38 protein-coding genes and 1 pseudogene are annotated in these 25,842 nt (G+C 36.1%); 38 read left to right on the plus strand and 1 reads right to left on the minus strand.

All coding sequences use genetic code 11. The features are described from left to right. Positions 1-6: 6 nt before the first annotated feature. The 30 genes and pseudogenes from EL165_RS18300 (at position 7) to EL165_RS18445 (ending at position 17,043) form a co-directional block, all read left to right on the plus strand. A complete protein-coding gene (locus EL165_RS18300; RefSeq protein WP_002983192.1) occupies positions 7-903 on the plus strand; it encodes a LysR family transcriptional regulator in 897 nt (298 codons plus the stop codon). 191 nt (positions 904-1,094) lie between these two features. Next, positions 1,095-1,721, plus strand: a complete 627-nt coding sequence (gene rplC, locus EL165_RS18305; RefSeq protein WP_002983195.1) for a 50S ribosomal protein L3 — start codon at positions 1,095-1,097, stop codon at positions 1,719-1,721. Next, on the plus strand, positions 1,712-2,341 hold the full coding sequence (gene rplD / locus EL165_RS18310) for a 50S ribosomal protein L4 (RefSeq protein WP_002983197.1): 630 nt from the start codon (positions 1,712-1,714) through the stop codon (positions 2,339-2,341). The genes rplC and rplD overlap by 10 nt, the downstream gene beginning before the upstream one ends. 3 nt (positions 2,342-2,344) lie before the next feature. After that, complete coding sequence (rplW, locus tag EL165_RS18315) at positions 2,345-2,635, plus strand: 50S ribosomal protein L23 (RefSeq protein WP_002983204.1); 291 nt, start codon at positions 2,345-2,347, stop codon at positions 2,633-2,635. Between the two features lie 22 nt (positions 2,636-2,657). Beyond that, positions 2,658-3,478: pseudogene (rplB, locus tag EL165_RS18320) on the plus strand (50S ribosomal protein L2). Positions 3,479-3,480: 2 nt separating this feature from the next. Continuing rightward, entirely contained in the window at positions 3,481-3,759 is a 279-nt protein-coding gene (rpsS, locus tag EL165_RS18325; RefSeq protein WP_002983209.1) for a 30S ribosomal protein S19, read from the plus strand. 2 nt (positions 3,760-3,761) lie between these two features. Continuing rightward, complete coding sequence (gene rplV, locus EL165_RS18330) at positions 3,762-4,160, plus strand: 50S ribosomal protein L22 (protein ID WP_002983214.1); 399 nt, start codon at positions 3,762-3,764, stop codon at positions 4,158-4,160. Between the two features lie 7 nt (positions 4,161-4,167). Beyond that, positions 4,168-4,917 (plus strand): 30S ribosomal protein S3, encoded by a 750-nt coding sequence (rpsC, locus tag EL165_RS18335; protein WP_002983216.1) that lies wholly within the window; start codon positions 4,168-4,170, stop codon positions 4,915-4,917. Positions 4,918-5,014: 97 nt separating this feature from the next. Next, positions 5,015-5,440, plus strand: coding sequence for a 50S ribosomal protein L16 (gene rplP, locus EL165_RS18340; RefSeq protein ID WP_002983219.1), 426 nt, complete (start codon positions 5,015-5,017; stop codon positions 5,438-5,440). A gap of 12 nt (positions 5,441-5,452) precedes the next feature. Next, entirely contained in the window at positions 5,453-5,638 is a 186-nt protein-coding gene (rpmC, locus tag EL165_RS18345) for a 50S ribosomal protein L29 (protein ID WP_002983223.1), read from the plus strand. A gap of 12 nt (positions 5,639-5,650) precedes the next feature. Then, positions 5,651-5,905 carry a 30S ribosomal protein S17 gene (rpsQ, locus tag EL165_RS18350; RefSeq protein ID WP_002661338.1) on the plus strand — a complete coding sequence of 85 codons (255 nt, stop codon included), beginning with the start codon at positions 5,651-5,653 and terminating at the stop codon, positions 5,903-5,905. A gap of 2 nt (positions 5,906-5,907) precedes the next feature. After that, on the plus strand, positions 5,908-6,276 hold the full coding sequence (gene rplN / locus EL165_RS18355) for a 50S ribosomal protein L14 (RefSeq protein WP_002983226.1): 369 nt from the start codon (positions 5,908-5,910) through the stop codon (positions 6,274-6,276). Positions 6,277-6,297: 21 nt separating this feature from the next. Then, positions 6,298-6,624 (plus strand): 50S ribosomal protein L24, encoded by a 327-nt coding sequence (gene rplX, locus EL165_RS18360; RefSeq protein ID WP_002983229.1) that lies wholly within the window; start codon positions 6,298-6,300, stop codon positions 6,622-6,624. 13 nt (positions 6,625-6,637) lie between these two features. Continuing rightward, positions 6,638-7,189 (plus strand): 50S ribosomal protein L5, encoded by a 552-nt coding sequence (rplE, locus tag EL165_RS18365; RefSeq protein ID WP_002983231.1) that lies wholly within the window; start codon positions 6,638-6,640, stop codon positions 7,187-7,189. Between the two features lie 3 nt (positions 7,190-7,192). Then, the gene (gene rpsN / locus EL165_RS18370; RefSeq protein ID WP_002983233.1) at positions 7,193-7,462 is read left to right on the plus strand and encodes a 30S ribosomal protein S14; all 270 of its coding nucleotides are present in this window, start codon (positions 7,193-7,195) and stop codon (positions 7,460-7,462) included. 146 nt (positions 7,463-7,608) lie between these two features. Further along, positions 7,609-8,007, plus strand: coding sequence for a 30S ribosomal protein S8 (gene rpsH, locus EL165_RS18375; protein ID WP_002983236.1), 399 nt, complete (start codon positions 7,609-7,611; stop codon positions 8,005-8,007). Between the two features lie 17 nt (positions 8,008-8,024). Beyond that, a complete protein-coding gene (gene rplF / locus EL165_RS18380; RefSeq protein WP_002983238.1) occupies positions 8,025-8,570 on the plus strand; it encodes a 50S ribosomal protein L6 in 546 nt (181 codons plus the stop codon). A 15-nt stretch (positions 8,571-8,585) separates the two neighbouring features. Further along, positions 8,586-8,939, plus strand: a complete 354-nt coding sequence (gene rplR, locus EL165_RS18385; RefSeq protein ID WP_002983242.1) for a 50S ribosomal protein L18 — start codon at positions 8,586-8,588, stop codon at positions 8,937-8,939. Between the two features lie 19 nt (positions 8,940-8,958). Then, positions 8,959-9,480: a 30S ribosomal protein S5 gene (gene rpsE / locus EL165_RS18390; protein ID WP_002983245.1), complete on the plus strand. Its 522-nt coding sequence runs from the start codon at positions 8,959-8,961 to the stop codon at positions 9,478-9,480. An 11-nt stretch (positions 9,481-9,491) separates the two neighbouring features. Continuing rightward, positions 9,492-9,668, plus strand: coding sequence for a 50S ribosomal protein L30 (gene rpmD, locus EL165_RS18395; RefSeq protein WP_002983247.1), 177 nt, complete (start codon positions 9,492-9,494; stop codon positions 9,666-9,668). A 21-nt stretch (positions 9,669-9,689) separates the two neighbouring features. After that, positions 9,690-10,139 carry a 50S ribosomal protein L15 gene (gene rplO / locus EL165_RS18400; protein ID WP_002983250.1) on the plus strand — a complete coding sequence of 150 codons (450 nt, stop codon included), beginning with the start codon at positions 9,690-9,692 and terminating at the stop codon, positions 10,137-10,139. A 9-nt stretch (positions 10,140-10,148) separates the two neighbouring features. Then, on the plus strand, positions 10,149-11,528 hold the full coding sequence (secY, locus tag EL165_RS18405; protein WP_002983253.1) for a preprotein translocase subunit SecY: 1,380 nt from the start codon (positions 10,149-10,151) through the stop codon (positions 11,526-11,528). Positions 11,529-11,531: 3 nt separating this feature from the next. After that, positions 11,532-11,747: a translation initiation factor IF-1 gene (gene infA / locus EL165_RS18410; protein ID WP_002983257.1), complete on the plus strand. Its 216-nt coding sequence runs from the start codon at positions 11,532-11,534 to the stop codon at positions 11,745-11,747. 62 nt (positions 11,748-11,809) lie between these two features. Next, positions 11,810-11,926 carry a 50S ribosomal protein L36 gene (rpmJ, locus tag EL165_RS18415; RefSeq protein WP_007839480.1) on the plus strand — a complete coding sequence of 39 codons (117 nt, stop codon included), beginning with the start codon at positions 11,810-11,812 and terminating at the stop codon, positions 11,924-11,926. 9 nt (positions 11,927-11,935) lie between these two features. Then, a complete protein-coding gene (rpsM, locus tag EL165_RS18420; protein WP_002983260.1) occupies positions 11,936-12,313 on the plus strand; it encodes a 30S ribosomal protein S13 in 378 nt (125 codons plus the stop codon). A 12-nt stretch (positions 12,314-12,325) separates the two neighbouring features. Further along, entirely contained in the window at positions 12,326-12,715 is a 390-nt protein-coding gene (rpsK, locus tag EL165_RS18425; protein ID WP_002983263.1) for a 30S ribosomal protein S11, read from the plus strand. A gap of 19 nt (positions 12,716-12,734) precedes the next feature. Then, on the plus strand, positions 12,735-13,343 hold the full coding sequence (gene rpsD, locus EL165_RS18430; RefSeq protein WP_002983266.1) for a 30S ribosomal protein S4: 609 nt from the start codon (positions 12,735-12,737) through the stop codon (positions 13,341-13,343). 33 nt (positions 13,344-13,376) lie between these two features. After that, entirely contained in the window at positions 13,377-14,372 is a 996-nt protein-coding gene (locus tag EL165_RS18435) for a DNA-directed RNA polymerase subunit alpha (protein ID WP_002983269.1), read from the plus strand. 6 nt (positions 14,373-14,378) lie between these two features. Continuing rightward, positions 14,379-14,897 carry a 50S ribosomal protein L17 gene (gene rplQ / locus EL165_RS18440; RefSeq protein WP_002983271.1) on the plus strand — a complete coding sequence of 173 codons (519 nt, stop codon included), beginning with the start codon at positions 14,379-14,381 and terminating at the stop codon, positions 14,895-14,897. A gap of 193 nt (positions 14,898-15,090) precedes the next feature. Next, positions 15,091-17,043, plus strand: coding sequence for a T9SS type A sorting domain-containing protein (locus tag EL165_RS18445; RefSeq protein ID WP_126358674.1), 1,953 nt, complete (start codon positions 15,091-15,093; stop codon positions 17,041-17,043). A gap of 68 nt (positions 17,044-17,111) precedes the next feature. On the opposite strand, the gene EL165_RS18450 is transcribed toward EL165_RS18445, so the two are convergent. Beyond that, positions 17,112-17,546, minus strand: coding sequence for a hypothetical protein (locus EL165_RS18450; protein ID WP_002983275.1), 435 nt, complete (start codon positions 17,544-17,546; stop codon positions 17,112-17,114). A 66-nt stretch (positions 17,547-17,612) separates the two neighbouring features. Here EL165_RS18450 and EL165_RS18455 point away from each other — a divergent pair, with 66 nt between their 5' ends. The 8 genes from EL165_RS18455 (at position 17,613) to EL165_RS18490 (ending at position 25,830) form a co-directional block, all read left to right on the plus strand. Next, positions 17,613-19,466 carry a glycoside hydrolase family 35 protein gene (locus EL165_RS18455; protein WP_041462061.1) on the plus strand — a complete coding sequence of 618 codons (1,854 nt, stop codon included), beginning with the start codon at positions 17,613-17,615 and terminating at the stop codon, positions 19,464-19,466. Positions 19,467-19,683: 217 nt separating this feature from the next. Next, entirely contained in the window at positions 19,684-20,316 is a 633-nt protein-coding gene (locus EL165_RS18460; RefSeq protein ID WP_002983279.1) for a response regulator, read from the plus strand. A 6-nt stretch (positions 20,317-20,322) separates the two neighbouring features. Beyond that, positions 20,323-21,108, plus strand: coding sequence for a hypothetical protein (locus tag EL165_RS18465; RefSeq protein ID WP_002983283.1), 786 nt, complete (start codon positions 20,323-20,325; stop codon positions 21,106-21,108). 1 nt (position 21,109) lies between these two features. Next, a complete protein-coding gene (locus EL165_RS18470; RefSeq protein ID WP_002983286.1) occupies positions 21,110-21,745 on the plus strand; it encodes a hypothetical protein in 636 nt (211 codons plus the stop codon). Next, complete coding sequence (locus tag EL165_RS18475) at positions 21,742-22,545, plus strand: sensor histidine kinase (protein WP_002983288.1); 804 nt, start codon at positions 21,742-21,744, stop codon at positions 22,543-22,545. The genes EL165_RS18470 and EL165_RS18475 overlap by 4 nt, the downstream gene beginning before the upstream one ends. A gap of 50 nt (positions 22,546-22,595) precedes the next feature. Next, positions 22,596-22,925: a hypothetical protein gene (locus EL165_RS18480; protein ID WP_002983291.1), complete on the plus strand. Its 330-nt coding sequence runs from the start codon at positions 22,596-22,598 to the stop codon at positions 22,923-22,925. Between the two features lie 244 nt (positions 22,926-23,169). Further along, positions 23,170-24,462: a phosphopyruvate hydratase gene (gene eno, locus EL165_RS18485; RefSeq protein ID WP_002983293.1), complete on the plus strand. Its 1,293-nt coding sequence runs from the start codon at positions 23,170-23,172 to the stop codon at positions 24,460-24,462. Positions 24,463-24,543: 81 nt separating this feature from the next. Next, complete coding sequence (locus EL165_RS18490) at positions 24,544-25,830, plus strand: citrate synthase (RefSeq protein ID WP_002983296.1); 1,287 nt, start codon at positions 24,544-24,546, stop codon at positions 25,828-25,830. Positions 25,831-25,842: the final 12 nt, after the last annotated feature.

The following is a 25,842-nucleotide window of genomic DNA, read 5'->3' on the forward strand; positions in this document are numbered from 1 at the left end:
TGCATAATGGAAATCAAGTTTTTAAAGCTTATTAAAACAATTGCGGAGGAAGGGAGTATTGCGGGTTCTTCCGAAAAGCTTTTTTTGACACAGTCGGCGTTGAGCCATCAGCTTAAGGATCTGGAAATCCAGCTTGGTTTTAAGGTGTTTTACAGAACTAGGAACAAATGGGAGCTGACGGATGAGGGAAGTATTCTTTATAAAACTGCATGTACGGTAATAGAAAGTATCGGGAACGGTTTGAATACCATTCAGCAGATAAGAGCCGGAGCGGCGGGTACTATCAAAATCAGTACGGAATGTTATTCATTTTATCAGGGGCTGCCTTTGTTTATTCAGAAAATGAAAGTTTTATATCCTGAAATTGAAGTGGATCTGGTGTTGGAGGCGACCCATAGACCTGTTGAAAAAGTCATATCCAATGAAATTGATATTGCTGTGGTTACTTCAAAACCTTCCGGTAATAAAGACTTGGTGAGTATTGAGATTTTTGAGGATGAAATTTTTGCTGTTATTCATGAGGAAAATATTTTGAACAATACCGAATATCTTGTTGCTGAAGATTTTCTGGATGCTCATTTGATTATTCATTCTTTTCCCTTAAAAACGGTTTCTGTTTATGAGCAATTTCTGAATCCTAACGGAATAATGCCTGTGAAAATTTCTGCAGTTCCTTTAACGGAAGTTACTTTGGAAATGGTCCAGGCCAATATGGGGATTACCTGTATGCCGAAATGGGCGTTAAATTCATTCAGGCTGTCTGATGAATTAAGTTTTAAAAAAATCGGCAATAACGGTTTAAAAAGAAAACATTATTTGGTAGTAAGGAAATCGGATGTTGGAAAAAAATATATTAATGACTTTCTTTTAAACTTCAAAGAACATTTTCAAAATTTCGGATAGTTTTTTTTCTGAAATCGCTAAATGATTAAAAATCAAAATATTTTAGTCGAAATATTTGTCAGTTACAAAATTATTCGTAGATTTGCACACTCATTTTAGGGGCGTGGTATGCCTATATCAAAAGTAGAAATTACCTCAGACTTCCGAAAAATGGTGATAATTAAAGGATAAATTTTATTATAATATAAACAATGTCAGGTATTATTGGTAAAAAAATCGGTATGACATCTTTGTTTAACGAAGAAGGAAAAAACATTCCTTGTACAGTTATCCAAGCTGGTCCATGCTCGGTTTTACAGGTCAGAACCTTAGAAAAAGACGGTTATAAAGCTGTTCAGTTAGGTTTCGATGACAAGAGTGAGAAGAACGTTGGTAAAGCGTTAGCTGGTCATTTTAAAAAGGCTGGTTCTGCTCCTAAAGCTAAATTAGTTGAATTCTACAGAGAATTCGTTGATGAAGTAAAAGTAGGAGAAGAAGTAAAAGTTGATCTATTCGCAGAAGGTGAATATGTTGACGTAACAGGAACTTCAAAAGGTAAAGGCTTCCAGGGTGTTGTTAAAAGACACGGATTTGGAGGTGTAATGCAGGCAACTCATGGTCAGCACAACAGACTTAGAGCTCCAGGTTCTATCGGTGCTGGTTCAGACCCTTCAAGAGTATTCAAAGGGATGAGAATGGCTGGAAGAATGGGAGGTAAGCAGGTAACTGTTCAAAACCTTCAAGTGTTAAAAGTTGATCAAGAACAAAATCTTTTAGTAGTAAAAGGTGCTGTTCCGGGAGCTAAAAATTCTTATGTAATTATCAGAAAATGGAACTAGTAGTATTAAATACATCAGGAAAAGAGACCGGAAGAAAAGTAACTCTAGACGAAACAGTATTCGGAATTGAGCCAAATCAGCACGCGGTTTACTTAGAAGTTAAACAGTATCTTGCTGCTCAAAGACAAGGTACTCATAAAGCAAAAGAAAGAAGCGAAATTACTGCTTCTACTAAAAAGCTTAAGAAGCAAAAAGGATCAGGATCTGCTAGATACGGTGATATCAAATCTCCGGTATTCAGAGGTGGAGGTAGAGTATTCGGACCAAAACCAAGAGACTACAGATTCAAATTGAACAAAGCTCTTAAGAGATTAGCTAAAAAATCTGTATTATCTCAGAAAATGAGAGACAACAGCATTAAAGTTTTAGAAGATATGAGCTTTGCTGCTCCTAAGACTAAAGATTTCATCAATGTATTAAATGCATTGGAACTTAACGGTAAAAAATCTTTATTCGTTCTTCCTGAAGCTAACAAGAATGTATATTTATCTTCAAGAAACTTACCTAAAGCTAAAGTAATGAACTTCAACGAAATCAGTTCTTACGATTTAGTAAACGCTGGTGAGATCATTTTCTTCGAAGGTGCAGTTGAAAAATTCCAGGAAAATTTAAAGAAATAAATCATGTCAGTTATTATTAAACCAGTTATTTCAGAAAAGGCTAATTACCTTACAGATTTAAGAGGTTCTTATTCTTTCTTAGTGAATCCTAAGGCGAATAAAATCGAGATCAAAAAAGCTGTTGAAGCAGCTTACGGTGTAAAAGTAGCAGACGTTAACACAATGATTTATGCTCCGAAGGTTTCTTCAAAATACACTAAAAAAGGTCTTCAAGTAGGAAAGACAAACAAATTGAAAAAAGCGGTAATCAAACTTGCTGAAGGTGAGGTTATCGATATTTTTGCTGTAAATTAATTATTAATTATAAATAATAGTAATGTCTGTTAGAAAATTAAAACCTATCACCCCGGGACAGAGATTCAGAATTGTAAACAATTTTGAGGAAATTACTACTAACAAACCAGAGAAATCTCTAGTAGTTGGTATTAAAAGTCAGGTGGACGTAACAATACAGGTAAAATGACCATGCGTTACACCGGAGGTGGACACAAAAAGAAATACAGAATTATTGACTTCAAAAGAAACAAAGCAAACGTTGAAGCTACTGTAAAATCTGTAGAATACGATCCAAACAGAACTGCATTTATCGCTTTATTAGAATACGCAGACGGAGAGAAGAGATATATCATCGCTCCAAACGGTATCAAAGTAGATCAGAAAGTAGTATCAGGAGAAAGCGTTGAACCAAACGTAGGTAACGCAATGAAATTGAAAAACATTCCATTGGGTACTGTAATTTCTTGTGTTGAAATGAAGCCTGGACAAGGGGCGATTTTAGCAAGAAGTGCTGGTTCTTCAGCTCAATTAACTTCAAGAGATGGTAAATATGCAATCATCAAGTTACCTTCAGGAGAATCAAGAATGATCCTTACTGAATGTATGGCAATGATTGGTTCTGTTTCCAACTCAGATCACCAATTAACTGTATCAGGTAAGGCTGGTAGAAGCAGATGGTTAGGTAGAAGACCAAGAACAAGAGCGGTTGTAATGAACCCAGTAGATCACCCAATGGGTGGTGGTGAAGGACGTTCTTCAGGAGGTCACCCAAGATCTAGAAACGGTAAACCGGCTAAAGGTTACAAAACTAGAAAGAAAAACAAAGTGTCTAACCGTTACATCGTATCTAAAAGAAAATAATTATGGCAAGATCACTTAAAAAAGGACCGTTCATTCATCATACTTTAGATAAGAAGGTTCAGGCAAATATAGAGTCTGGTAAGAAGACAGTTATCAAAACTTGGTCTAGAGCATCTATGATCTCTCCGGACTTCGTAGGACAAACTATTGCTGTACACAACGGGAAATCTTTTATCCCTGTATATGTTACAGAAAACATGGTTGGTCACAAGTTAGGCGAATTTTCTCCAACAAGATCTTTCAGAGGTCATGGTGGTAACAAAAACAAAGGAAGCAGATAATCATGGGATCAAGAAAACAAGATAGTTCAATCGCAAGAAAAGAAGCTAACAAAGACGTTGTAAAAGCTTCATTAAATAATTGCCCGTCTTCTCCAAGAAAAATGAGATTAGTTGCTGATATCATTAGAGGAGAGCAGGTAGACAAAGCACTTTATATCCTAAAATATTCTAAGAAAGATGCTTCTAACAAGTTAGAAAAATTACTTCTTTCTGCTATGGCTAACTGGCAAGTGAAAAACGAAGGTGCTGACATTGAGGAAGCAAACCTTATCGTTAAAGAAATATTTGTGGATAGTGCAAGACAATTGAAGAGACTAAGACCAGCTCCACAAGGTAGAGGGTATAGAATCAGAAAAAGATCTAACCACGTTACATTAATCTTAGGTAACAAAGAAAATTAATCAAGGTATGGGACAGAAGACAAATCCAATTGGTAACAGATTAGGTATCATCAGAGGATGGGATTCTAACTGGTTTGGTGGAAACGATTATGGAGACAGAATCGCTGAAGACTACAAAATCAGAAGATACCTTGAAGCTAGATTATCTAAAGGTGGTATTTCAAAAATTTATATTGAAAGAACTTTAAAATTAGTTACAGTAACTATTACTACTGCTAGACCGGGACTTATCATCGGTAAAGGAGGTCAGGAAGTTGATAAATTGAAAGAAGAGTTGAAGAAATTGACTGGTAAGGATATTCAAATCAACATTTTCGAAATCAAAAGACCTGAATTAGATGCTGTATTGGTTGCTGATAGTATTTCTAAGCAAATTGAAAACAGAATTTCTTACAGAAGAGCTGTTAAAATGGCAATGGCAAGTACTATGAGAATGGGTGCTGAAGGTATCAAAGTTCAAATTTCTGGTAGATTAAACGGAGCTGAAATGGCAAGATCAGAATCTTTCAAAGAAGGAAGAATTCCATTGTCAACTTTCAGAGCTGATATCGATTACCACTGGGCAGAAGCTCACACTACTTACGGTAGACTAGGGGTAAAAGTTTGGATCATGAAAGGTGAAGTTTACGGTAAAAGAGAACTTTCTCCACTAGTGGGACAACAGAAAAAAGGAGGTCAGTCTGAAAGAGGAAACAGAGGAGGAGACAGAGACAACAGAAGACCTAGAAAAAACAACAACAATAACAATAATAATTAAAATTTTAGATTAGAGTTTTGAGTTTTAAATTACCGTTACTTTTTTAAAATAAAAAAAAATCTAAAATCTAAAATCTAAAATCTAAAATTTAGAAATTATGTTACAACCAAAAAGAACCAAATTCCGTAGAGTTCATAAGATGAAGATGAAGGGGAATGCCCAGAGAGGTAGTCAACTTGCTTACGGAACTTTCGGGATTAAAGCAACGGAAGGTGCTTGGATCACTGCCAGACAAATTGAAGCTGCGCGTATCGCTGCAACAAGATATATGAAGAGAGAAGGTCAGCTATGGATCAAAATCTTCCCAGATAAGCCAATTACTAAGAAACCAGCGGAAGTACGTATGGGTAAAGGTAAAGGTGCTGTTGAATATTGGGTAGCTGTAGTAAAACCAGGTAAAATTATGTTCGAAGTTGGAGGTGTTCCTTACGAAGTAGCGAAAGAAGCTCTTAGACTTGCTGCACAAAAATTACCAGTAGTTACTAAATTCATCGTTGCTAACGATTTTGTTAAACCTCTATAATCTTTGAATACAATGAAAAAAGCTGATATTAAAAATTTAAGCGCGGGTGATATTCAAGCTCAATTAACTGAAGCAAAAGCTCAATATTCTAAATTGAAATTGGCTCATGCAATCAGCCCAATTGAAAACCCGATTCAAATCAAAGATTTGAGAAAGACAATCGCAAGACTAAACACTGAGTTAACTAACAAACAATAATTTCATTTTACAATGGAAAGAAATTTAAGAAAAGAAAGAATCGGAGTTGTTTCCAGCAATAAAATGGAAAAGACCATTGTTGTTAGTGAAACGATGAGAATGAAGCACCCGATGTATGGTAAATTCGTATTAAAGACGAAAAAATATACTGCACACGACGAGAACAACGAATGCAACGAGGGAGATACAGTTTTAATCCAGGAAACTAGACCTTTGAGCAAGAACAAGAGATGGAGATTAGTAAGAATCATTGAAAAAGCTAAGTAATAATGTTACAAACAGAATCAAGATTAAAAGTTGCTGATAACACAGGTGCGAAAGAAGTACTAGTTATCAGAGTTCTGGGAGGAACCAGAAGAAGATATGCTTCAGTTGGTGATAAAATCGTTGTTACTATCAAGGATTCTACACCATCAGGAAACGCTAAAAAAGGTCAGGTATCTAAAGCTGTAGTAGTAAGAACTAAAAAAGCAGTAAGAAGAAAAGATGGTTCATACATCAAGTTCGACGACAATGCTTGTGTATTACTAAACGCAGCAGGAGAAATGAGAGGAACTCGTGTTTTCGGACCAGTTGCTCGTGAGTTGAGAGACAAAGAATATATGAAAATCATTTCATTAGCTCCTGAAGTACTTTAATTTTTAAAATTTTTTAAAGAAATGTCAAAGTTAAAAATAAAAAGAGGAGATAACGTAATCATTACTACTGGTAAGAAAGATATCAAAGGTAAGACTGGTGAAGTTATTGAAGTGATCAAGAAAGAAGGTAGAGACCCTAGAGTAGTTGTTGCAGGACTTAACATCATCAAAAAGCACGTTAAGCCTTCAGCTTCAAATCCTCAAGGAGGAATCGTTGAAAGAGAAGCTTCTATTCATATCTCAAACGTAGCTTTAGTTGGTAAAGACGGAAAAGCTATCAAAGTAGGTTACAAAATCGAAGGAGATAAGAAAGTAAGAATCAACAAAAAAACGGGTGAAACTTTATAATTTTAAATAACACATGGAATATATAGCAAGACCCAAAAAAGCATATAAAGAGACAATTGTTCCTGCAATGATGGAAGAATTCGGGTATAAGTCAGTAATGCAAGTACCTAAATTAGAGAAAATCGTTGTATCACAAGGTTTAGGTGATGCTACTGCAGACAAAAAAATCATTGATTATGCTGTAGAAGAGCTTACAAATATCACAGGTCAAAAGGCTGTTGGTACAATCTCTAAAAAAGACGAAGCTGCTTTCAAATTGAGAAAAGGAATGCCTGTAGGTGCTAAAGTAACATTGAGAGCTGACAGAATGTATGAATTCTTAGACAGACTTACTTCTTCTGCTTTACCTCGTATCAGAGATTTCTCTGGAATCAAAGCAGATGGTTTCGATGGTAGAGGTAACTACAACTTAGGTATTACTGAGCAGATTATCTTCCCTGAAATCGTAATTGACAAAGTGAAAAAAATCCAAGGGATGGACATCACTTTCGTAACTACTGCGAAAACAGATAAAGAAGCTAAAGCATTATTAACTCACTTCGGTTTACCATTTAAAAAGAACTAAGAAATGGCTAAAGAATCAATGAAAGCGCGTGAGCGCAAAAGAGAAGCACTAGTTGCTAAATACGCTGCTAAAAGACAAGCTCTTAAAGAAGCTGGTGATTACGAAGGACTTCAAAAATTGCCTAAAAATGCTTCTCCTGTAAGATTGCACAACAGATGTAAACTGACAGGTAGACCAAGAGGATACATGAGAACGTTCGGTATTTCCAGAGTAACTTTCAGAGAAATGGCAAACAACGGTCTTATCCCAGGTGTAAGAAAAGCTAGTTGGTAATAATTACTAATTAAAAATCGGGACAATTAAGTTGTTCAGATACTAAAGATAAAAATATCAGACTGAAGATTTCTGAAGTCTGATATTTTACTCTTCAAGTCTTTGCAAAACTGATTGTTCTTTAACCAATAATTTATAAAAGAAAAATGGTAACAGATCCAATTTCAGATTTCCTAACAAGAGTAAGGAACGCACAAAGCGCAGGCCACAAAGTGGTGGAAATTCCTGCATCGAAAATCAAAAAGGAGATTACTAAGATCTTATTTGATCAGGGGTATATCTTAAACTACAAGTTTGAAGATAACGCTGTTCAGGGAGTGATCAAAATCGCTTTAAAGTACGATAAGCAAACTAACAAACCGGCTATCAAGTCTATCCAAAGAGCTTCTAGACCAGGTTTGAGACAGTACAAAGGTTCAGCTGAGCTTCCAAGAGTACTAAACGGTTTGGGTATTTCTATCATCTCTACTTCAAAAGGAGTAATGACTGACAAGAAAGCTAGAGAAGAGAAAGTAGGCGGTGAAGTAATCTGCTATGTTTATTAATTTTTAATCACAGGAAAATGTCAAGAATTGGTAAAGCAATTATAACAATTCCAGCAGGAGTTACAATCACTGAAAACAATGGTGTAGTAACTGTAAAAGGGGCTAAAGGAGAACTTTCTCAGGAGCTTACAGCAGGAATTACTTTAGAACAAAAAGATGGTGAACTTAACGTAAACAGACCATCTGATTCTAAACAACACAAAGCGCTTCACGGTTTATACAGAGCGTTGATCGCTAACATGATCGTTGGTGTATCAGAAGGTTTCGAAAAGAAACTAGAACTAGTAGGGGTAGGATACAGAGCTTCTCACTCAGGTCAAAAACTTGAATTAGCTTTAGGATTCTCTCACGGTATCGTATTAGAACTTCCAAATGAAGTAAAAGTTGATACATTGACTGAAAAAGGTAAAAACCCAATTATTACTTTAACGTCTCATGACAAGCAACTTCTAGGAATGGTTACTGCAAAGATCCGTTCTTTCAGAAAGCCTGAGCCATACAAAGGAAAAGGTGTAAGATTCGTTGGTGAAAATGTTAGACGTAAAGCTGGTAAATCTGCTTAATAAATTATAAGTATTATGGCATTAAGTAAATTAGAAAAAAGAATAAGAATCAAAAGAAGAGTAAGAGGGAAAATCTCTGGATCTTCTGAATTGCCAAGATTATCTGTATATAAAAGTAATAAGGAAATTTACGCTCAGTTAATCGATGATAAAAATGGTAAAACTTTAGTATCTGCTTCTTCAAGAGAGAAAGGTGTAGACGCTAAAGGTACTAAGACTGAAGTTTCTGCTGCTGTTGGTAAAGCTATCGCTGCTAAAGCTATCGCTGCAGGAATCGAAAGTATTGTATTTGACAGAAACGGATTCGTATACCACGGTAGAGTAAAAGCTCTGGCTGATGGTGCAAGAGAAGGTGGACTTAAATTCTAATCATTAAATTTCGGAAAATATGTTAGGACTAGATAATATAGAAAGAGTAAAACCGGGAGGATTAGAATTAAAAGATCGTCTCGTAGCTGTTAACAGAGTAACAAAAGTAACAAAAGGGGGTAGAGCTTTCGGATTTTCTGCTATCGTTGTAGTAGGAAACGAAGAAGGTGTTATCGGTTTCGGTTTAGGAAAATCTAAAGAGGTTGCTTCTGCAATTGCTAAAGCAGTTGAAGACGCTAAGAAAAACCTTGTGAAAGTTCCTGTAATGAACCACACTATTCCTCACCAAACTACTGCTAGATACGGTGGTGCAGATATCTTCCTAAGACCTGCTTCTCACGGTACAGGACTTATCGCCGGAGGTGCGGTAAGAGCGGTATTGGAATCTGCTGGTATTCACGATATCCTTTCAAAATCTAAAGGATCTTCTAACCCTCACAACGTGGTGAAAGCTACTTTCAAAGCGTTATTAGACATCAGAAGACCTGAAGAGATCGCTAGAATGAGAGGAATTTCTCTAAGTAAAGTGTTTAACGGTTAATAATTAAAACAATGGCAACAATTAAAGTAAAGCAAGTAAGAAGCGCTATTGGTAGAACAAAAACCCAAAAGAGAACGCTTGAAGCATTAGGATTAAAAAAACTTCACCAAGTTGTAGAACACGAAGCTACTCCTTCTATCTTAGGAATGATCGCTGCAGTAAATCACTTACTTGAAGTTCAAAAATAATTTTATAAAAGAGAAATTAAAATGAATTTAAATAACATAAAACCTGCTGCAGGATCTACTTTCAACTCAAAGAGAATTGGTAGAGGTCAAGGTAGTGGAAAAGGAGGTACTTCAACAAAAGGACACAAAGGTCAGAAGTCTAGAGCTGGTTATTCTCAGAAAATCGGTTTCGAAGGTGGACAAATGCCTTTACAAAGAAGATTACCTAAATTCGGATTCAAAAACGTAAACAGAAAAGAGTTTAGAGGAGTAAACCTTGATACAATCCAAACTTTAATCGAGAACAAATCCATCACAGGAGATATCACGAAAGAAGTTTTAGTAGAAAACGGTTTAGTTTCTAAAAACGAATTAGTGAAAATTATGGGTAGAGGAGAATTGAAATCTGCGGTTTCAATCTCTGCTGACAAATTCACTAAATCTGCTGAAGAGCTTATTGCTAAGGCAGGTGGAAAAGCAATTACCTTATAATACTTACTAATGAAAGAATTTATACAAACACTTAAAAATATTTGGAGTCTTAAAGAACTTAGAGATAAAATTCTCTTTACTTTAGGTATAATCCTTGTGTATAGATTCGCATCTTATATCTCACTTCCGGCAATTAACCTTGCAGAGGTGGGAGATCTCTTAGAGCATTATAAAAATCAAGGCGGTAACAAGCAAGGAGCAGGTCTCCTTGGCTTGCTTTCGTCGTTTACGGGGGGAGCTTTCAGCCACGCTTCCGTAATGGCGTTAGGAATCATGCCTTATATTTCTGCTTCTATTATTGTTCAGTTGATGGGGATGGCTATTCCTTATCTTCAGAAGCTTCAGAAAGATGGAGAGTCAGGTAGAAATACATTGAACCAAATTACAAGATGGTTAACGATTGGAGTTTGTCTAGTACAGGCACCTTCTTACTTAACTTCTATTACTCAATTATTCTTACCGTATGCTCAGTTCCAGTCTGCATATTATGTAGAGCCAAATTCTATCATGTTCTGGTTGCCAAGTATTGTTATCCTGGTTGCCGGTTCAGTATTCGCAATGTGGTTAGGTGAAAAAATCACTGACAAAGGTATCGGAAACGGTATTTCTATCCTTATTATGGTGGGAATCCTTTCAAGATTACCTGAAGCATTCGTACAGGAGATGGCCGTGCAGAACGGTAAAGGAGGAATGGGATCTATCATGATCCTTATTGAAGTATTATTCTGGATGTTGGTAGTTCTTTTAGCAGTAATCTTATCAGTAGCTGTTAGAAAAATTCCGATTCAGTATGTAAGCAGAGCTCAAGCAAGAGGAGGTGTAAACAGAAATCTTATGCAGGGAGCAAGACAATGGATTCCATTGAAAGTAAATGCTGCTGGTGTAATGCCGATTATCTTTGCCCAGGCATTGATGTTCGTACCAGGATTATTAACAAAATTCGATGAGTCTAATACTTTTCTTGCAGGTTTCAAGAATGTTTTTAGCTGGCAGTACAACGTATTGTTTGCGCTATTAATTATTATCTTCTCATTTTTCTATACTGCGATTACAATTCCGGTAAACCAGATGGCTGATGACTTGAAGAGAAATGGAGGTTTAGTACCGAAAGTAAGACCCGGTAAAGAGACCGCTGATTATTTAGATGATATTTTATCAAAAATTACCTTGCCAGGTGCAATTTTTTTATCTATCTTTGCAGTCCTTCCGGCAATTGTGCATGGAAGCTTTGTTCAGACAGATGCGTTTGCCCTATTTTTCGGGGGAACGTCCCTATTAATTATGGTGGGTGTAATTTTAGATACAGTTCAACAGATTAATACTTATCTGCTGAACCATCATTATGATGGCTTAATGCAGTCTAAATTATCAAGAACGACTGGATATTAATTTATGGCAAAACAAAAACATATTGAACAAGATGGCGTGATCGTGGAAGCACTTTCTAACGCCATGTTCCGTGTAGAGCTGGAAAACGGGCATATCCTTATTGCTCATATCTCCGGCAAAATGAGAATGCATTATATTAAACTTTTACCTGGAGATAAGGTAAAACTAGAAATGTCTCCCTATGATTTGACAAAAGGGAGGATCACATTTAGATATTAAAACAATTAGCCAAATGGAATACCCATTCCATTTGGCATTTGTAAAAAATAAATACTATCAAAATGAAAGTAAGAGCATCAATTAAAAAAAGAAGCGCTGATTGCAAAATCGTACGCAGAAAAGGTGTACTGTTCGTAATCAACAAGAAGAACCCAAAATTTAAACAAAGACAAGGTTAACATTAAATTATGGCGAGAATTGCAGGTATTGATTTACCAAAAAACAAAAGAGGTGTTATCGGTTTAACTTACATCTATGGAGTAGGAAGAAGTACTTCTTCTGAAATCCTTAAAGCTGCCGGTATCAGCGAAGACAAGAAAGTCAACGAATGGAATGACGATGAATTGGCTGCAATCAGAACATATATCTCTGAAAACGTAAAAGTAGAAGGAGAATTGAGATCTGAAGTGCAATTGAACATCAAGAGATTGATGGACATAGGATGCCAACGAGGAATACGTCACAGACTTGGATTACCTTTAAGAGGCCAGAGAACGAAAAACAACTCTAGAACACGTAAAGGGAAGAGAAAAACTGTTGCTAACAAGAAAAAAGCTAGTAAATAATCGTTAGGAATTATGGCAAAACAAACTAAAGTAGTTAAGAAAAGAAAAGTAAAAGTTGAAGCTATTGGTGAAGCTCATATTCAGGCTTCTTTCAATAACATCATCATTTCTTTAACAAATAAAAACGGAGAGGTTATCTCTTGGGCTTCTGCCGGTAAAATGGGATTCAGAGGTTCTAAAAAGAATACTCCATTTGCTGCTCAGATGGCAGCTGAAAATTGCTCTGCTGTAGCTCACGAAGCTGGTTTAAGAAGAGTAAAGGTGTTTGTGAAAGGTCCAGGTGCAGGTAGAGAATCTGCGATCAGATCTATCCACAATTCAGGAATTGAAGTTAGCGAAATCATTGATGTGACTCCTATGCCACACAATGGATGTAGACCACCAAAAAGAAGAAGAGTTTAATTTTTAGAATTTACCCATTATGGCAAGATATATTGGACCTAAAACTAAGATTGCTAGAAAGTTTGGTGCTGCAATCTACGGAGATGATAAAAACTTCGAAAAAAGAAAAAACCAACCGCCAGGACAACACGGTCCTAACAAAAGAAGAGGTGCTAAAAAATCAGAATATGCAGTTCAGTTAGCTGAAAAACAAAAAGCTAAATATACTTATGGTATTTTAGAAAGACAGTTTGCTAACTTATTTGACAAAGCACACAGAAGTAAAGGTGTAACAGGGGAAGTTCTATTACAACTTTGTGAATCAAGATTGGATAACGTAGTATACAGATTCGGTTTTGCTAAAACAAGATCTGCTGCTAGACAATTGGTTTCTCACAGACACATCACTGTGAACGGAGAGATTCTTAATATCCCTTCTTACTTGGTAAAAGCTGGTGATGTAATCGCCGTAAGAGAAAAGTCTAAGTCTCTTGAAGTTGTTACCAATGCATTGGCTTCTAAGTCAAACTATGAGTGGTTACAATTCAACGATGAGAAAAAAGAAGGAACTTTCGTTTCTGCTCCTGAAAGAATCCAGATTCCGGAGGACATTAAGGAAAACCTTATCGTCGAACTTTACTCTAAATAATTTTTTAATCAAATTTTTGCTCAACCCAATAATATGGCAATTTTACAATTCATAAAACCCGATAAAGTAATTTTACTTAACTCTGATGAATTTAAAGGTCAATTTGAATTCAGACCTTTAGAACCAGGTTTCGGGCTTACAATCGGTAATGCTTTGAGAAGAGTGTTGCTTTCTTCTCTGGAAGGATACGCTATTTCATCTATCAAAATAGAAGGTGTAGAGCACGAATTTTCAACTATTCCAGGAGTAATCGAAGACGTTACCGAAATTATTCTTAACCTTAAGCAGGTAAGATTAAAAGCTGCAGCAGAAGGCCAGGCTAACGAGCAGGTTGTTGCTAAAGTTTCAGGTCAAACGGTTATTACTGCTGGTGATTTAGGAAAGTCTATCAACGGATTTGAGGTTCTTAACCCGGATTTGGTGATCTGCAACCTAAACACTGATGTAACTTTCGAAATTACTTTCAATATTGAAAAAGGTAGAGGATATGTTCCTTCAGAACAAAATAAGTCAAACAATGCACCTGTAGGTACTATTGCTATTGACTCTATTTTCACGCCAATCAAGAAAGTACAATACAGCATTGAAAATTATCGTGTAGAGCAAAAAACAGACTACGAAAAACTTGTATTAGATATAGAAACTGATGGGTCTATCAGCCCTCAGAATGCTTTAACTGAAGCTTCTAAGATATTAATTTATCACTTCATGTTATTCTCTGATGAGAGAATCACTCTTGAAACTGAAGCTGTAAAAGCATCTATCCAGTACGATGAAGAAACTCTTCACACAAGACAACTTCTTAAATCTAAATTAGCAGATATGGATCTTTCTGTAAGAGCCCTTAACTGTCTGAAAGCAGCTGAAGTAGAAACTCTTGGAGAATTGGTTTCTTACAGTAAGTCTGATTTGATGAAATTCAGAAATTTTGGTAAAAAATCTTTGACAGAACTAGAAGAATTAGTGCATTCAAAAGGTCTTAACTTCGGTTTCGACGTTGCAAAATATAAGTTAGACGCTGATAAATAATTAATAATGAGACACGGTAAAAAATTCAATCACTTAGGAAGAACAGCTTCTCACAGAAGTGCTTTACTTTCTAATATGGCTTGTTCTCTAATTGAGCATAAAAGAATCAACACTACTGTAGCTAAAGCTAAAGCTTTAAGAGTATATGTTGAGCCTCTATTAACAAAAGCAAAAGAAGATACTACACACAACAGAAGAGTAGTATTCTCTTACCTTCAAAATAAATATGCGGTTGCTGAATTATTCAGAACTGTAGCTCCTAAAATCGCTGAAAGAAACGGTGGTTATACAAGAATCATCAAGACAGGATTCAGACCAGGTGATGCTGCTGATACTGCTCTTATCGAATTAGTAGATTTCAACGAGCTTTACAACCCTAATGCTGAAGAGAAAAAAGCTACAAGAAGAAGCAGAAGATCTACAACTGCTAAAAAAGCTGAAGCAGTAGTTGCTGAAGCTCCTGCAGTAGAAGAGAAAGTAGAAGAAGCTAAAGCTGATACTACTGAAGAAAAAACTGAAGAATAATATATATACTTCAAGATATTTTAAAGAGCCTATATAATTATAGGCTCTTTTTTCGTAAAAACTTTTAACCTTTAACTATGAGAACAATTTTATTTTTTATTCTGGCACAATTCTGCACTTTAAATTTTTGTCAGGCTCAAAATCCTGATTGGGAGCTCGTACTCCTTTTCTTCAGAAAGAATCTATTTTAAAAATGGAAATCTTGCCTGATGGAAGTTATCTTGCTCATAAAAATAATAATAATGATGACCTGATCATTACTGAAAATAATGGCAAAACATGGAGGCAGATCAATGACAATGCAAAAACGGTCTATGATTTTACAGTTCACAATAATAAAGGATATGCTGTAATAGGAGGAAGTCTTAGAGTTACTGATCCAAAATTTTCCACTCCGGGCGTTTCATATCCTATTCCGGGAAGTGCAAAATCAATTTTCGTTTTAAACGATACTACGATTTTTATAGCTTCGCAAAATAGCAGGATGTATAAATCAGTTAATGGAGGGGCAACCTGGACTACTACAATTATTCCGACAGTGTATCAGGATAAAATCATGAGTGTATATTTTACCGATGCCAATATTGGTTATTGTGTTTCGGATGCTACAGTTGGAAATAGTTTTATTTTCAAAACTACAGATGGGGGACAAACATGGAATATAGTGAGTACAAGTTCTAAAGAATTTATAAAAATTCTGTTTAAAGATGCTCTTAATGGAGTTGCTACAAGAGCAAATGGAGATCCTCTCTATACATCAGATGGTGGAAATACCTGGGATGAAGTAACAGGTATTGGAACTTTGAATGATGTCAAAGTTTATAATAATGAATTTATTGCAATAGGAAACCCGAACAAATTATATAGATCAGCAAACGGGCAGTCCTGGACAAATACAATAATGTATCCGTCTTCCTTTCATGCTTTTACCTGTCTTGCAACAAGTCCTGACTTTATTCTGGCAGGAACAAATAATGAGTCTGGCAGCAGTGCTTTGCGTCATACAATTTTTAAAAGTACAGACTTACAAACATGGAATCCATTAATTATAAAATGGGTATACCCGACTCTTTATAAAAAGGTGTACGCGAGTGATAACTTAGCTGTTGTGCCTGATTTTGGGTATTTTTCTCAGGATAGAGGGTATACTTGGGGAGCTGCTCTAAATAATCCTTATCCGGTGGGGCCAATGAATATATTACCTAATGGTAAAGGAATTGCCCTGGGATTATCACACTTCTGGATAACAAATGATAACGGACTTACATGGACTCAACAAACAACGCCTAATTTATTTTTAAGAGTTCCGGCTATGAAACCGAATGGAGATTATGCAATTGCAAACATGGGAGCCAATTCATCTGCATTCACCGGTTTTGTTTCAACATATTCTGCTTCAACCGGCTGGTCTCCGCAGGTAAATGTAGAATCTGAAGTGACTTCAATGAAGTTTATCGATAACAATGTAGGTTTTCTTGTCAATCAAACTAAGATTATGAAAACGGTAGATGGTGGATTAACATGGACTGCGGTTAGTAATTTTCCCGGAGCAATTGCGGATGTTAGGAATATTGTCTTTGGAAACTCTTCAAGAATTTATTTTGGAAAATATTATACCACGAATTTAGGAAGTTCATGGACAGCTGTTCCTTCGCCGATGTCATTGTTTAAAGATTATGATATCTTTTCAGATGGTACCGGATATGGTATGGATATAGATAGAAATGTATATAAGACAGTAAATTATGGGGCTTCATGGCAGAAAATTATAACAACACAATTGCTGCTTACACCAGGAAGTACAATCAACAAGGTAGCTTTTGCAAAAAATTATATGGTAGCAGTGGGGGGTACCGGCTTTTATGTAGTGGATTTTGTAACAACAAATCTTTCAACAAATGATTCTACCATTAAAACGGAAAATATGATGAAGGTTTATCCTAATCCAACCTCTTCAATTCTGTTTTTCGAGAGTAAAGATCAAGTCAAAAATATTATTGTGTTTGATATTTCTGGAAAAATTTTTAAAAATATAGAAAATTCTAAATCAAATACTATTGATATTTCCGATTTAGCAAAAGGAATTTATTTCATAAAGATTATTTCGGAGAATACAACTTACGTAAAAAAGGTAATTAAAAATTAAATACAGGTACTAAAATATTTAATGATTATAAAGTAAATGTCCCTCAACATTGGAGGGACATTTTTATTTTATATCTTTGTTCTTTTCAGCTCAATAATATTATTTCCTTGTTCAAGGTGAAGGCTGTCTCCTTTTACCCTTGCAGTCATATCATCTTTCTTATAAATGGTTTCATCACCTTTGGTTTCCGATTTAGGCAAAGTGAATGTTTTTTTGTTGCTGGTAATGGCTACCGTACTTTCTTTCGGATCGTTTTTAAATACTACTTTCACCAGTGTTCCGTCAGTAGCTTTATAAACAAAATCTGTTTTCTCTGTTTTCTGTCCGTTGATGTCTACAGTAGAAGAACTTTGTGTTACCGAATCTATCTTTCCGTTATTATCTGTAACTACAGTTTCTGAGCTGTCTGTTTTAATAACGCTCTTGTTTCCGCTTTCACTTTTTTTGCAGCTGACTACTGTCAGTGCCAATACAGCACCCAGTGCTAAAAGACTTTTTTTCATGATTATATTATTTGATATTCAATTGATTTTTATATTTTAAATTTTACAAAAATCATGCCTTACAATATGAGAAATTTCAACCGTTATTTTAGCATAATTCTTTTATTTTTCTCTTTGAATACTGTGTTTTCTCAAAAAGGGAAATTTGAAATCAGAGATGGACATTTCCTCTTAAATGGAAAACCGTTTACCATATATTCTGGAGAAATACACTATCCGAGAGTTCCGTCAGCATACTGGAAACATCGTTTGGAGATGATGAAAGCAATGGGTTTAAACACGGTTACTACTTACGTTTTCTGGAATTATCATGAAGAAGCTCCGGGAAAGTGGAATTTTTCTGGTGAAAAAGACCTGCAGAAGTTTATAAAAACAGCACAGGAAACCGGATTGTATGTCATTATCCGCCCCGGACCTTATGTTTGTGCAGAATGGGAATTTGGCGGATATCCATGGTGGCTGCAAAAAAATAAAGAGCTTGAAATAAGAAGAGATAATAAAGCCTTCTCAGAAGAATGCTGGAAATATATCAGTCAGCTGGCAAAACAGATTACACCCATGCAGATCACGAATGGCGGCCCAGTGATTATGGTACAGGCAGAAAATGAATTTGGTTCTTATGTGGCTCAGAGGAAAGATATCCCGCTCGAAGAGCACAGGAAATACAGCCATAAAATTAAAGAAATGCTGTTGAAAAGTGGAATTTCGGTGCCGTTATTTACTTCAGATGGAAGTTCACTTTTTAAAGGAGGTTCTGTTGAAGGTGCTTTGCCAACAGCAAATGGAGAAAGTGATATTGATGTTTTAAAGAAAAGTATCAATGAATATAATGGAGGCAAAGGTCCCTACATGATTGCAGAATACTACCCGGGATGGCTTGATCATTGGGCAGAGCCTTTTGTTAAAGTTTCTACAGAAGAAGTCGTAAAGCAAACCAATTTATATATAGAAAATGGAGTTTCTTTCAATTATTATATGATCCATGGCGGAACCAATTTCGGATTTACAAGTGGCGCCAATTACGATAAGGATCATGACATTCAACCGGATCTTACGAGTTATGATTATGATGCTCCCATCAGTGAAGCAGGGTGGGCTACCCCAAAATATAATGCGTTGAGAAAAATTTTTCAGAAAATACATAAGAATAAACTTCCGGATGTTCCAAAGCCGATAAAAGTGATCACAATTCCTGAAATTGAATTTTCAAAAGTAAGCAGCCTTCTTGACCTTACTGATCGTATGAAACCTGTTAAAAGTGATATGCCGCTTACGTTCGAAGATCTGAATATAGGAAACGGCTATATACTCTACAGAAAAAAATTTGATACAGACCAGAAAGGATTACTGGAGGTAAAAGGATTGCGTGATTATGCGAATGTTTATATCAACGGAAAATGGAAAGGAGAACTAAACAGGGTAAATAAAAAATATGATCTGGATATTGAAATCAAATCCGGAGACCGCCTGGAAATTCTGGTTGAAAATATGGGCAGGATCAATTATGGAGCAGAGATCGTTCATAACCTGAAAGGAATTATCAGCCCTGTGAAAATAAACGGAACTGAAGTTTCCGGAAACTGGGAAATGCTTCCGCTGCCTTTTGATACCTTTCCAAAACATCATTTTAAAAATAAAAATATTGAAGACCATTCACCTGTGATTCAGGAAGCAGAATTTACCCTTAATGAAACGGGAGATACTTTTCTTGATATGAGAAATTTTGGAAAAGGAATTGTTTTCATCAACGGAAGAAATGCAGGAAGATACTGGAGTACTGTAGGCCCTCAACAAACACTTTATATTCCCGGTGTATGGTTGAAAAAAGGCAGAAACAAGATTCAGATTTTTGAACAGATCAAATTTCATAATAAGATAAGTGGTATTGACCATCCCATTCTCGATCAGCTTGCGAAATAATAATCGATATTGTAATATTTATCTCAATTTTTTTGGTTTTATTTTAATTTGCTATAAAATAGTCAGGTAAATATTGTTTTTAAAATGAAAAATTGATTAAATTTAATAACAGCTAAAAAACTGAACCATAACCACAAACTCAACCCTTAATATTACCCGAAGGTGTAATTGATTTCAAATTGTTTTCTGTTGAAATTTGCTTCAAACAAACAAAGACATGAGCATTTCCATAGCCATAGTAGAAGATGAGAAAAACTACAACAATGCGTTGAAGAAGGTCATCAATTATCAGAAGGATATGAAGGTTATCGCTCAGTTCTTTGATGGAAATGACGCAATGATGAATCTGCCCGGTATTTCTCCCGACGTTGTGATGATGGATATCCAGTTGCAGGATATGCTTGGAATCGAGATCATAGAAAAGCTGCGAAAAGAAATGCCCGATACACAATTTATCATGTGTACCAGTTTTGATGATGACGAAAAAATCTTCAATTCTTTGAAAGCCGGTGCTATGGGATATCTTGTAAAGGGAGAAAGCATGGATAAGATTCTTTCTTCGATACGGGATGTATACAGCGGTGGTGCTCCGATGAGTTTTTCTATCGCGAGAAGAGTACTGAAACATTTCGAAAACAAACTTCCGGAAGTCGAAGGCTTTGATGAACTGACGGAACGTGAAAAGGAAATTCTTGAGCTTCTTTCACAAGGCCTTCTGTACAAAGAAATCGCAGACAAAAAATTTATCAGCATCGATACTGTGAAAAAGCATGTCGGAAATATCTACAGAAAACTTCACGTAAATAACAAAGTGGAGGCTGTCAATAAATTTAATCAATCAAAAAACTAAGAAATTATGGAAAATTCAAATCCAACAAGTCAGGTCCTTGATGATCATATAGCGTACAGAGAAGGTCCTATTGGTAATAAGCTTGAGCAGTTAGTGGATGGGCTGGAAATGATGCCAATCAGCCGTATTCTGGCAGAAAGCTTTATTGATAGTGCTAGAAAAGGTGTTTTGCCATTTATGCAAAATCAGAATGTGAATTTCAATCTCGGAGGTATTTATGCTGTACAGCATTCTCTCCTGCAAGATATTTGTGAGATCATGAAAGAAATTAGGGCGACCTATCTAACATTTACTTTCGTGCAGATAGATCCTCAGGATGGAAGGTTAAGACTTACACCTTATTCTGAAAACAGAATGATGTATATGGTAGCCTCGCTGCAGACACAGGAGAAAAATACTATAGATGAGAATAATTACCTTATCATCAATGCCAATCATGATCTTACACTCAAAGATCTGAAAATCTCCGATGAAAGTTTAAGAGAGCTTAATGATTTTTATCTTAATAACGGACATCGGGTATTGAATAATTATTTAGGACGAAATAATACATTTTATATCAGTTATCATATCGTTGATTTGATAGATACCCTGTCAAAAGATCGTAGTGATACATTTATCATCAATCTATGCGAGATCAGTGATGTGAAGAAAGTGATTTTTGAAAATAATCTTGGAGATCGATTTCGGGAAGATCAATATAAAAAACACTTTGAAAACCACGAAAAACAAATGACGCTGGTTTTTAATACAGACCAGGGATATTACGATATGGGTTCATTATATCCGTAAAATGGTAATCCAGATAATCTATATCGCAGTACTTTTGGCGGCTACTGTAAAGTCTGTAGTTTTAGCTGGAAAAAAAGGCCTTTCCAGCCAAAACTATTTTGCGGTATTTTTGTTTCTGTCGCTTTGTCTGGAGCTGTATGGACATTATAAAATATTGAATAAAGAATTTGACTTTGCTTATTTGTTTAATTACTACAGCATCTTTTTGATTATTTTCTTTAACATCTACTATGCTAAAATCTTCCCCCGGAAAGTTAGAGTATTTTTCCGGTACGTTCTGATGAGCATATTAGCTTATATTATTCTGTTTGTAAAGTTTTATGGTGAGAACTACGAAAATACATTAGGAATATTAGCATGTTTTTATTTCATCATTAATGTGTTGGTTTGGCTGTATGTCAGACTGAAAAACTTTGAAGAAATAAAAATTCTGGATGATCCGCATTTCTGGGTTTCCTGTGGGTTGCTTTTCTGGAGCATTTTCTTTATTTTCAGATCTATTCCGATGTTTTTCCTTCGGGATAATGATCCCGGGCTTCTGCAAATTCTAAAAGTAATGCAGTATTGTGTCAATATCATTATGTATGGAATGTTCTATATTGCGTTAGGGAAATTTGAAAACAAAAACACCATATGAAGCAACTACCGGACACAATACGATTGGCTTATATTATTGCTGTTATTTTGTTAATAACTTTTGTCATATTTATTGTATTAATAGTTGTTCTGTATAATAAAAGACAGCTTTTTTTTATTCAACAGCAACAGCTCAAAGAAGCTGAACATCAAAACCAGCTCCTTCAGAAAGAACTGGAAAAACAAAAAATTCTTGAACAGGAACGGGAACGAATCTCACATGATATGCATGATGACCTTGGGGCAGGAATCTCCGCACTGAAGCTTCAGGCAGAATTTCTGAAGCAGAAAGCAGAAAATGATGATCTGCAAAGCGATATCGAAGAGCTCCTGAAGACTTCAGAAGAAATGAATATCTCTATGCGTGAAATGCTCTGGAGCCTGAATGCCGGAAATGATACCCTGGGAAGGTTTATTGACTATGCAATCCTCTATACCACAAATTTTTTAAAGAAAACAAAAATAATGGTGTATTCAGAAAGCGAAGATATCATAGCGGAAACATCCATTTCCACAGAAATGAGGCGTAATCTTTTTCTCTGCTTAAAAGAAGCCGTCAATAATGTTTATAAGCACAGCCATGCAGATACTTTGAATCTTTCTTTCTTACAGGAAAAAAATAGCTTCTCAATGAAAATATCCGACAACGGAACTGGTATTCCTGACGGTCAGAAAGAAGGAAACGGACTTAGAAATATGAAAAGAAGAATGAATGAATTGTCAGGTGAATTTAGTATAATACCCGAAAATCATGGAACCTGCCTGGTGTTCCGCATAGCTGTAAATACCCCTTTTGTGTAATTGACTGTTATACTTATTCATAAGAAATTTGGTATATAAAATTAAAAGCCATGAAAACTCTTATTAATGACAGTATCGGAGATTTGGAAGCAGCTTTAAAAAATGATACTGATCTTCAGGAAAAATTCAGGACCAATCCCATAGAAGCTATTAAAGAAGTGGAAATAAGAAGTCCGAAAGACACCGATTGCTGGATCTACAGAATCATAGTGCTCATGCTTGGTTTTGCCATTATTGCGATTATAATTGGTTTGATTCTTATATCTTTCTGGGGTAATGGGAAAACTCCCGATAGCCAGCTGGTCACTATTTTTGCAACGATTTCCTCAGGAGCAATAGGTGCTTTAGCCGGACTGCTGTCTCCTTCACCCAGGAAATAAAGATTTTTTACATTATACTGAAAACCAATCAGGCCTGAAATCAATCATCAAGCTCCGGCATTTTACAATGTCCGGGCTTCAGCACTCTTCCGTTTTAACCCATTGAATTGTAATAAAGAAATTGCACAATTATCATAATATAAATTAACTAAAATTTAACTTGGAATTATCTCAAAAAAATCCCGTGAAATACGCCTGAAAGTTAAATTTTGATTAAATTTGTCTAAACTAAAAAAATTAAAAAATGAGTGCAATTTCTTACATAGAAGCAAGACAGATTTTAGATTCCAGAGGAAATCCTACCATTGAAGTAGATGTATTTACAGAAAGCGGGGCAATGGGCCGTGCAGCAGTTCCTTCAGGAGCATCTACAGGAGAACACGAAGCGGTAGAATTACGTGATGGCGGTTCAGAATATCAGGGTAAAGGAGTCCTGAAAGCTGTTGAAAATGTAAAAGAAGTAATTGCAGAGAATTTGGTTGGACAGCCGGTTTTCGAACAAAATTATATCGATCAGATTATGATTGATCTTGACGGAACGGCTAACAAAGGAAATCTTGGTGCTAATGCTATTCTTGGTGTTTCTCTGGCGGTAGCAAGAGCTGCAGCTGCAGAATTGGGAATGCCTCTTTATAAATATGTTGGTGGTGTAAATGCCAACACACTTCCTGTTCCAATGATGAACGTAATCAACGGTGGATCTCATTCAGATGCTCCTATCGCATTCCAGGAATTCATGATCATGCCGGTAAAAGCAGATTCTTTCTCTCATGCATTGAGAAAAGGAACTGAAATTTTCCACAATCTGAAGTCAATCCTTAAAGGAAGAGGTCTTTCTACAGCAGTAGGAGATGAAGGAGGTTTTGCTCCTACTTTCAACGGAACTGAAGATGCTTTGGATACATTGCTTCAGGCAATTGAAAAAGCAGGTTATAAGCCTGGTGATGACATTATGCTGGCATTAGACTGTGCCGCTTCAGAATTCTACAAAGACGGAACTTACGATTACAGAAAATTTGAAGGCGATAAAGGAGCTCACAGGTCAAGAGAAGAGCAGGTTTCTTACCTTGCCGAGCTGGCTGCTAAATATCCGATCATTTCTATCGAAGACGGTATGCAGGAAGATGACTGGGAAGGATGGAAAATGTTAACGGACAAAATCGGTGACAGAGTACAGCTGGTAGGTGACGATTTATTCGTAACCAACGTAGACAGATTATCAAGAGGAGTAACAGAAGGTATTGCCAACTCAATCCTTGTAAAAGTAAACCAGATCGGTTCTCTTTCTGAAACAATGGCGGCTGTACAGATGGCTCAGAACAACAAATTCACTTCAGTAATGTCTCACAGATCAGGAGAAACTGAAGATTCTACCATTGCTGATTTAGCAGTAGCTATGAACTGCGGACAGATCAAAACCGGTTCCGCTTCAAGATCAGACAGAATGGCAAAATACAACCAGTTATTAAGAATTGAAGAAGCTCTTGGTGAGACTGCAATTTTCCCTGGTTTAGGCGCATTTAAAATCAAAAGATAATCGAATTTATAAATAACGGCAAGCGATAATTTTTGTTTGCCGTATTTTATGGAAAGTAGTATATTTAAAAAAAAATAAATAATGTCAGACAACAAAGTAATATTGAATTACGCAGGTAATTCATATGAATATCCAATTGTGGATAGTACTATCGGAGACAGAGGGATTGATATTTCAAAATTAAGAGACCAGACAGGTTTGATCACTCTGGATTTAGGTTACAAAAATACAGGAGCTACTATTAGCGACATCACTTACTTAGACGGAGATAAAGGAGAATTATTCTACAGAGGTTATCCAATCGAGCAGATTGCTGAAAAATCTAACTTCACTGAAGTAATGTATCTTTTATTACATGGAGAATTGCCTACTCAGGATCAGTATACTTCTTTCGAAAACAACATTAAAAAATATAACTTTATTGCAGACGAGATGAAAAAAATCATCGACGTTTTCCCTCGCTCTGCTCACCCTATGGGCGTTTTATCTTCTTTAACTTCTGCTTTGACAGCCTTCAACCCGAAAGCCGTTAATGTAAACTCTAAAGAAGAAATGGATCATGCTGCTGAGCTTATGATCGCTAAGTTCTCTCACCTTTGTGCATGGACTTACAGAAAAACTCAAGGTTTACCATTAAACCACGGAGATAACAACTTAAACTACGTAGAGAACTTCTACAAAATGGCATTCAGATTACCAAACGCTGATTTCGAAATCGATCCGGTAGTAGTAAATGCTCTAGATAAATTATTAATCCTTCACGCAGACCACGAGCAAAACTGTTCTACTTCTACAGTAAGAATGGTAGGTTCTGCTCACACAGGTCTTTTCGCTTCTATCTCTGCTGGGGTATCTGCACTTTGGGGCCCACTTCACGGTGGTGCTAACCAGGCTGTAATCGAAATGCTTGAGCTTATCGAGAAAGATGGTGGTGACGTATCTAAATATGTTGCTAAAGCTAAAGATAAGAATGATAACTTCCGTCTAATGGGATTCGGACACAGAGTATACAAAAACTTCGACCCAAGAGCGAAAATCATCAAAAAAGCTGCTGACGATATCCTTAAAGCATTAGGAATCCAGGATAAAGCTCTTGACATTGCAATGCAGTTAGAAAGAGTAGCACTGGAAGACGAATACTTCGTAGAAAGAAAACTATATCCAAACGTAGACTTCTATTCAGGTATCATCTACAGAGCATTAGGAATTCCTACAGAAATGTTCACGGTAATGTTTGCATTAGGAAGACTTCCGGGATGGATTTCTCAGTGGAAAGAAATGAGATTGAAAGGAGACCCGATCGGAAGACCAAGACAGGTTTACCAAGGTGCTCAGCAAAGAAACTACATCGATATTGCAAGCAGATAATATTTGCTTACA

It is taken from the genome of Chryseobacterium gleum (genome assembly GCF_900636535.1).
Classification (GTDB): Bacteria; Bacteroidota; Bacteroidia; order Flavobacteriales; family Weeksellaceae; genus Chryseobacterium; species Chryseobacterium gleum.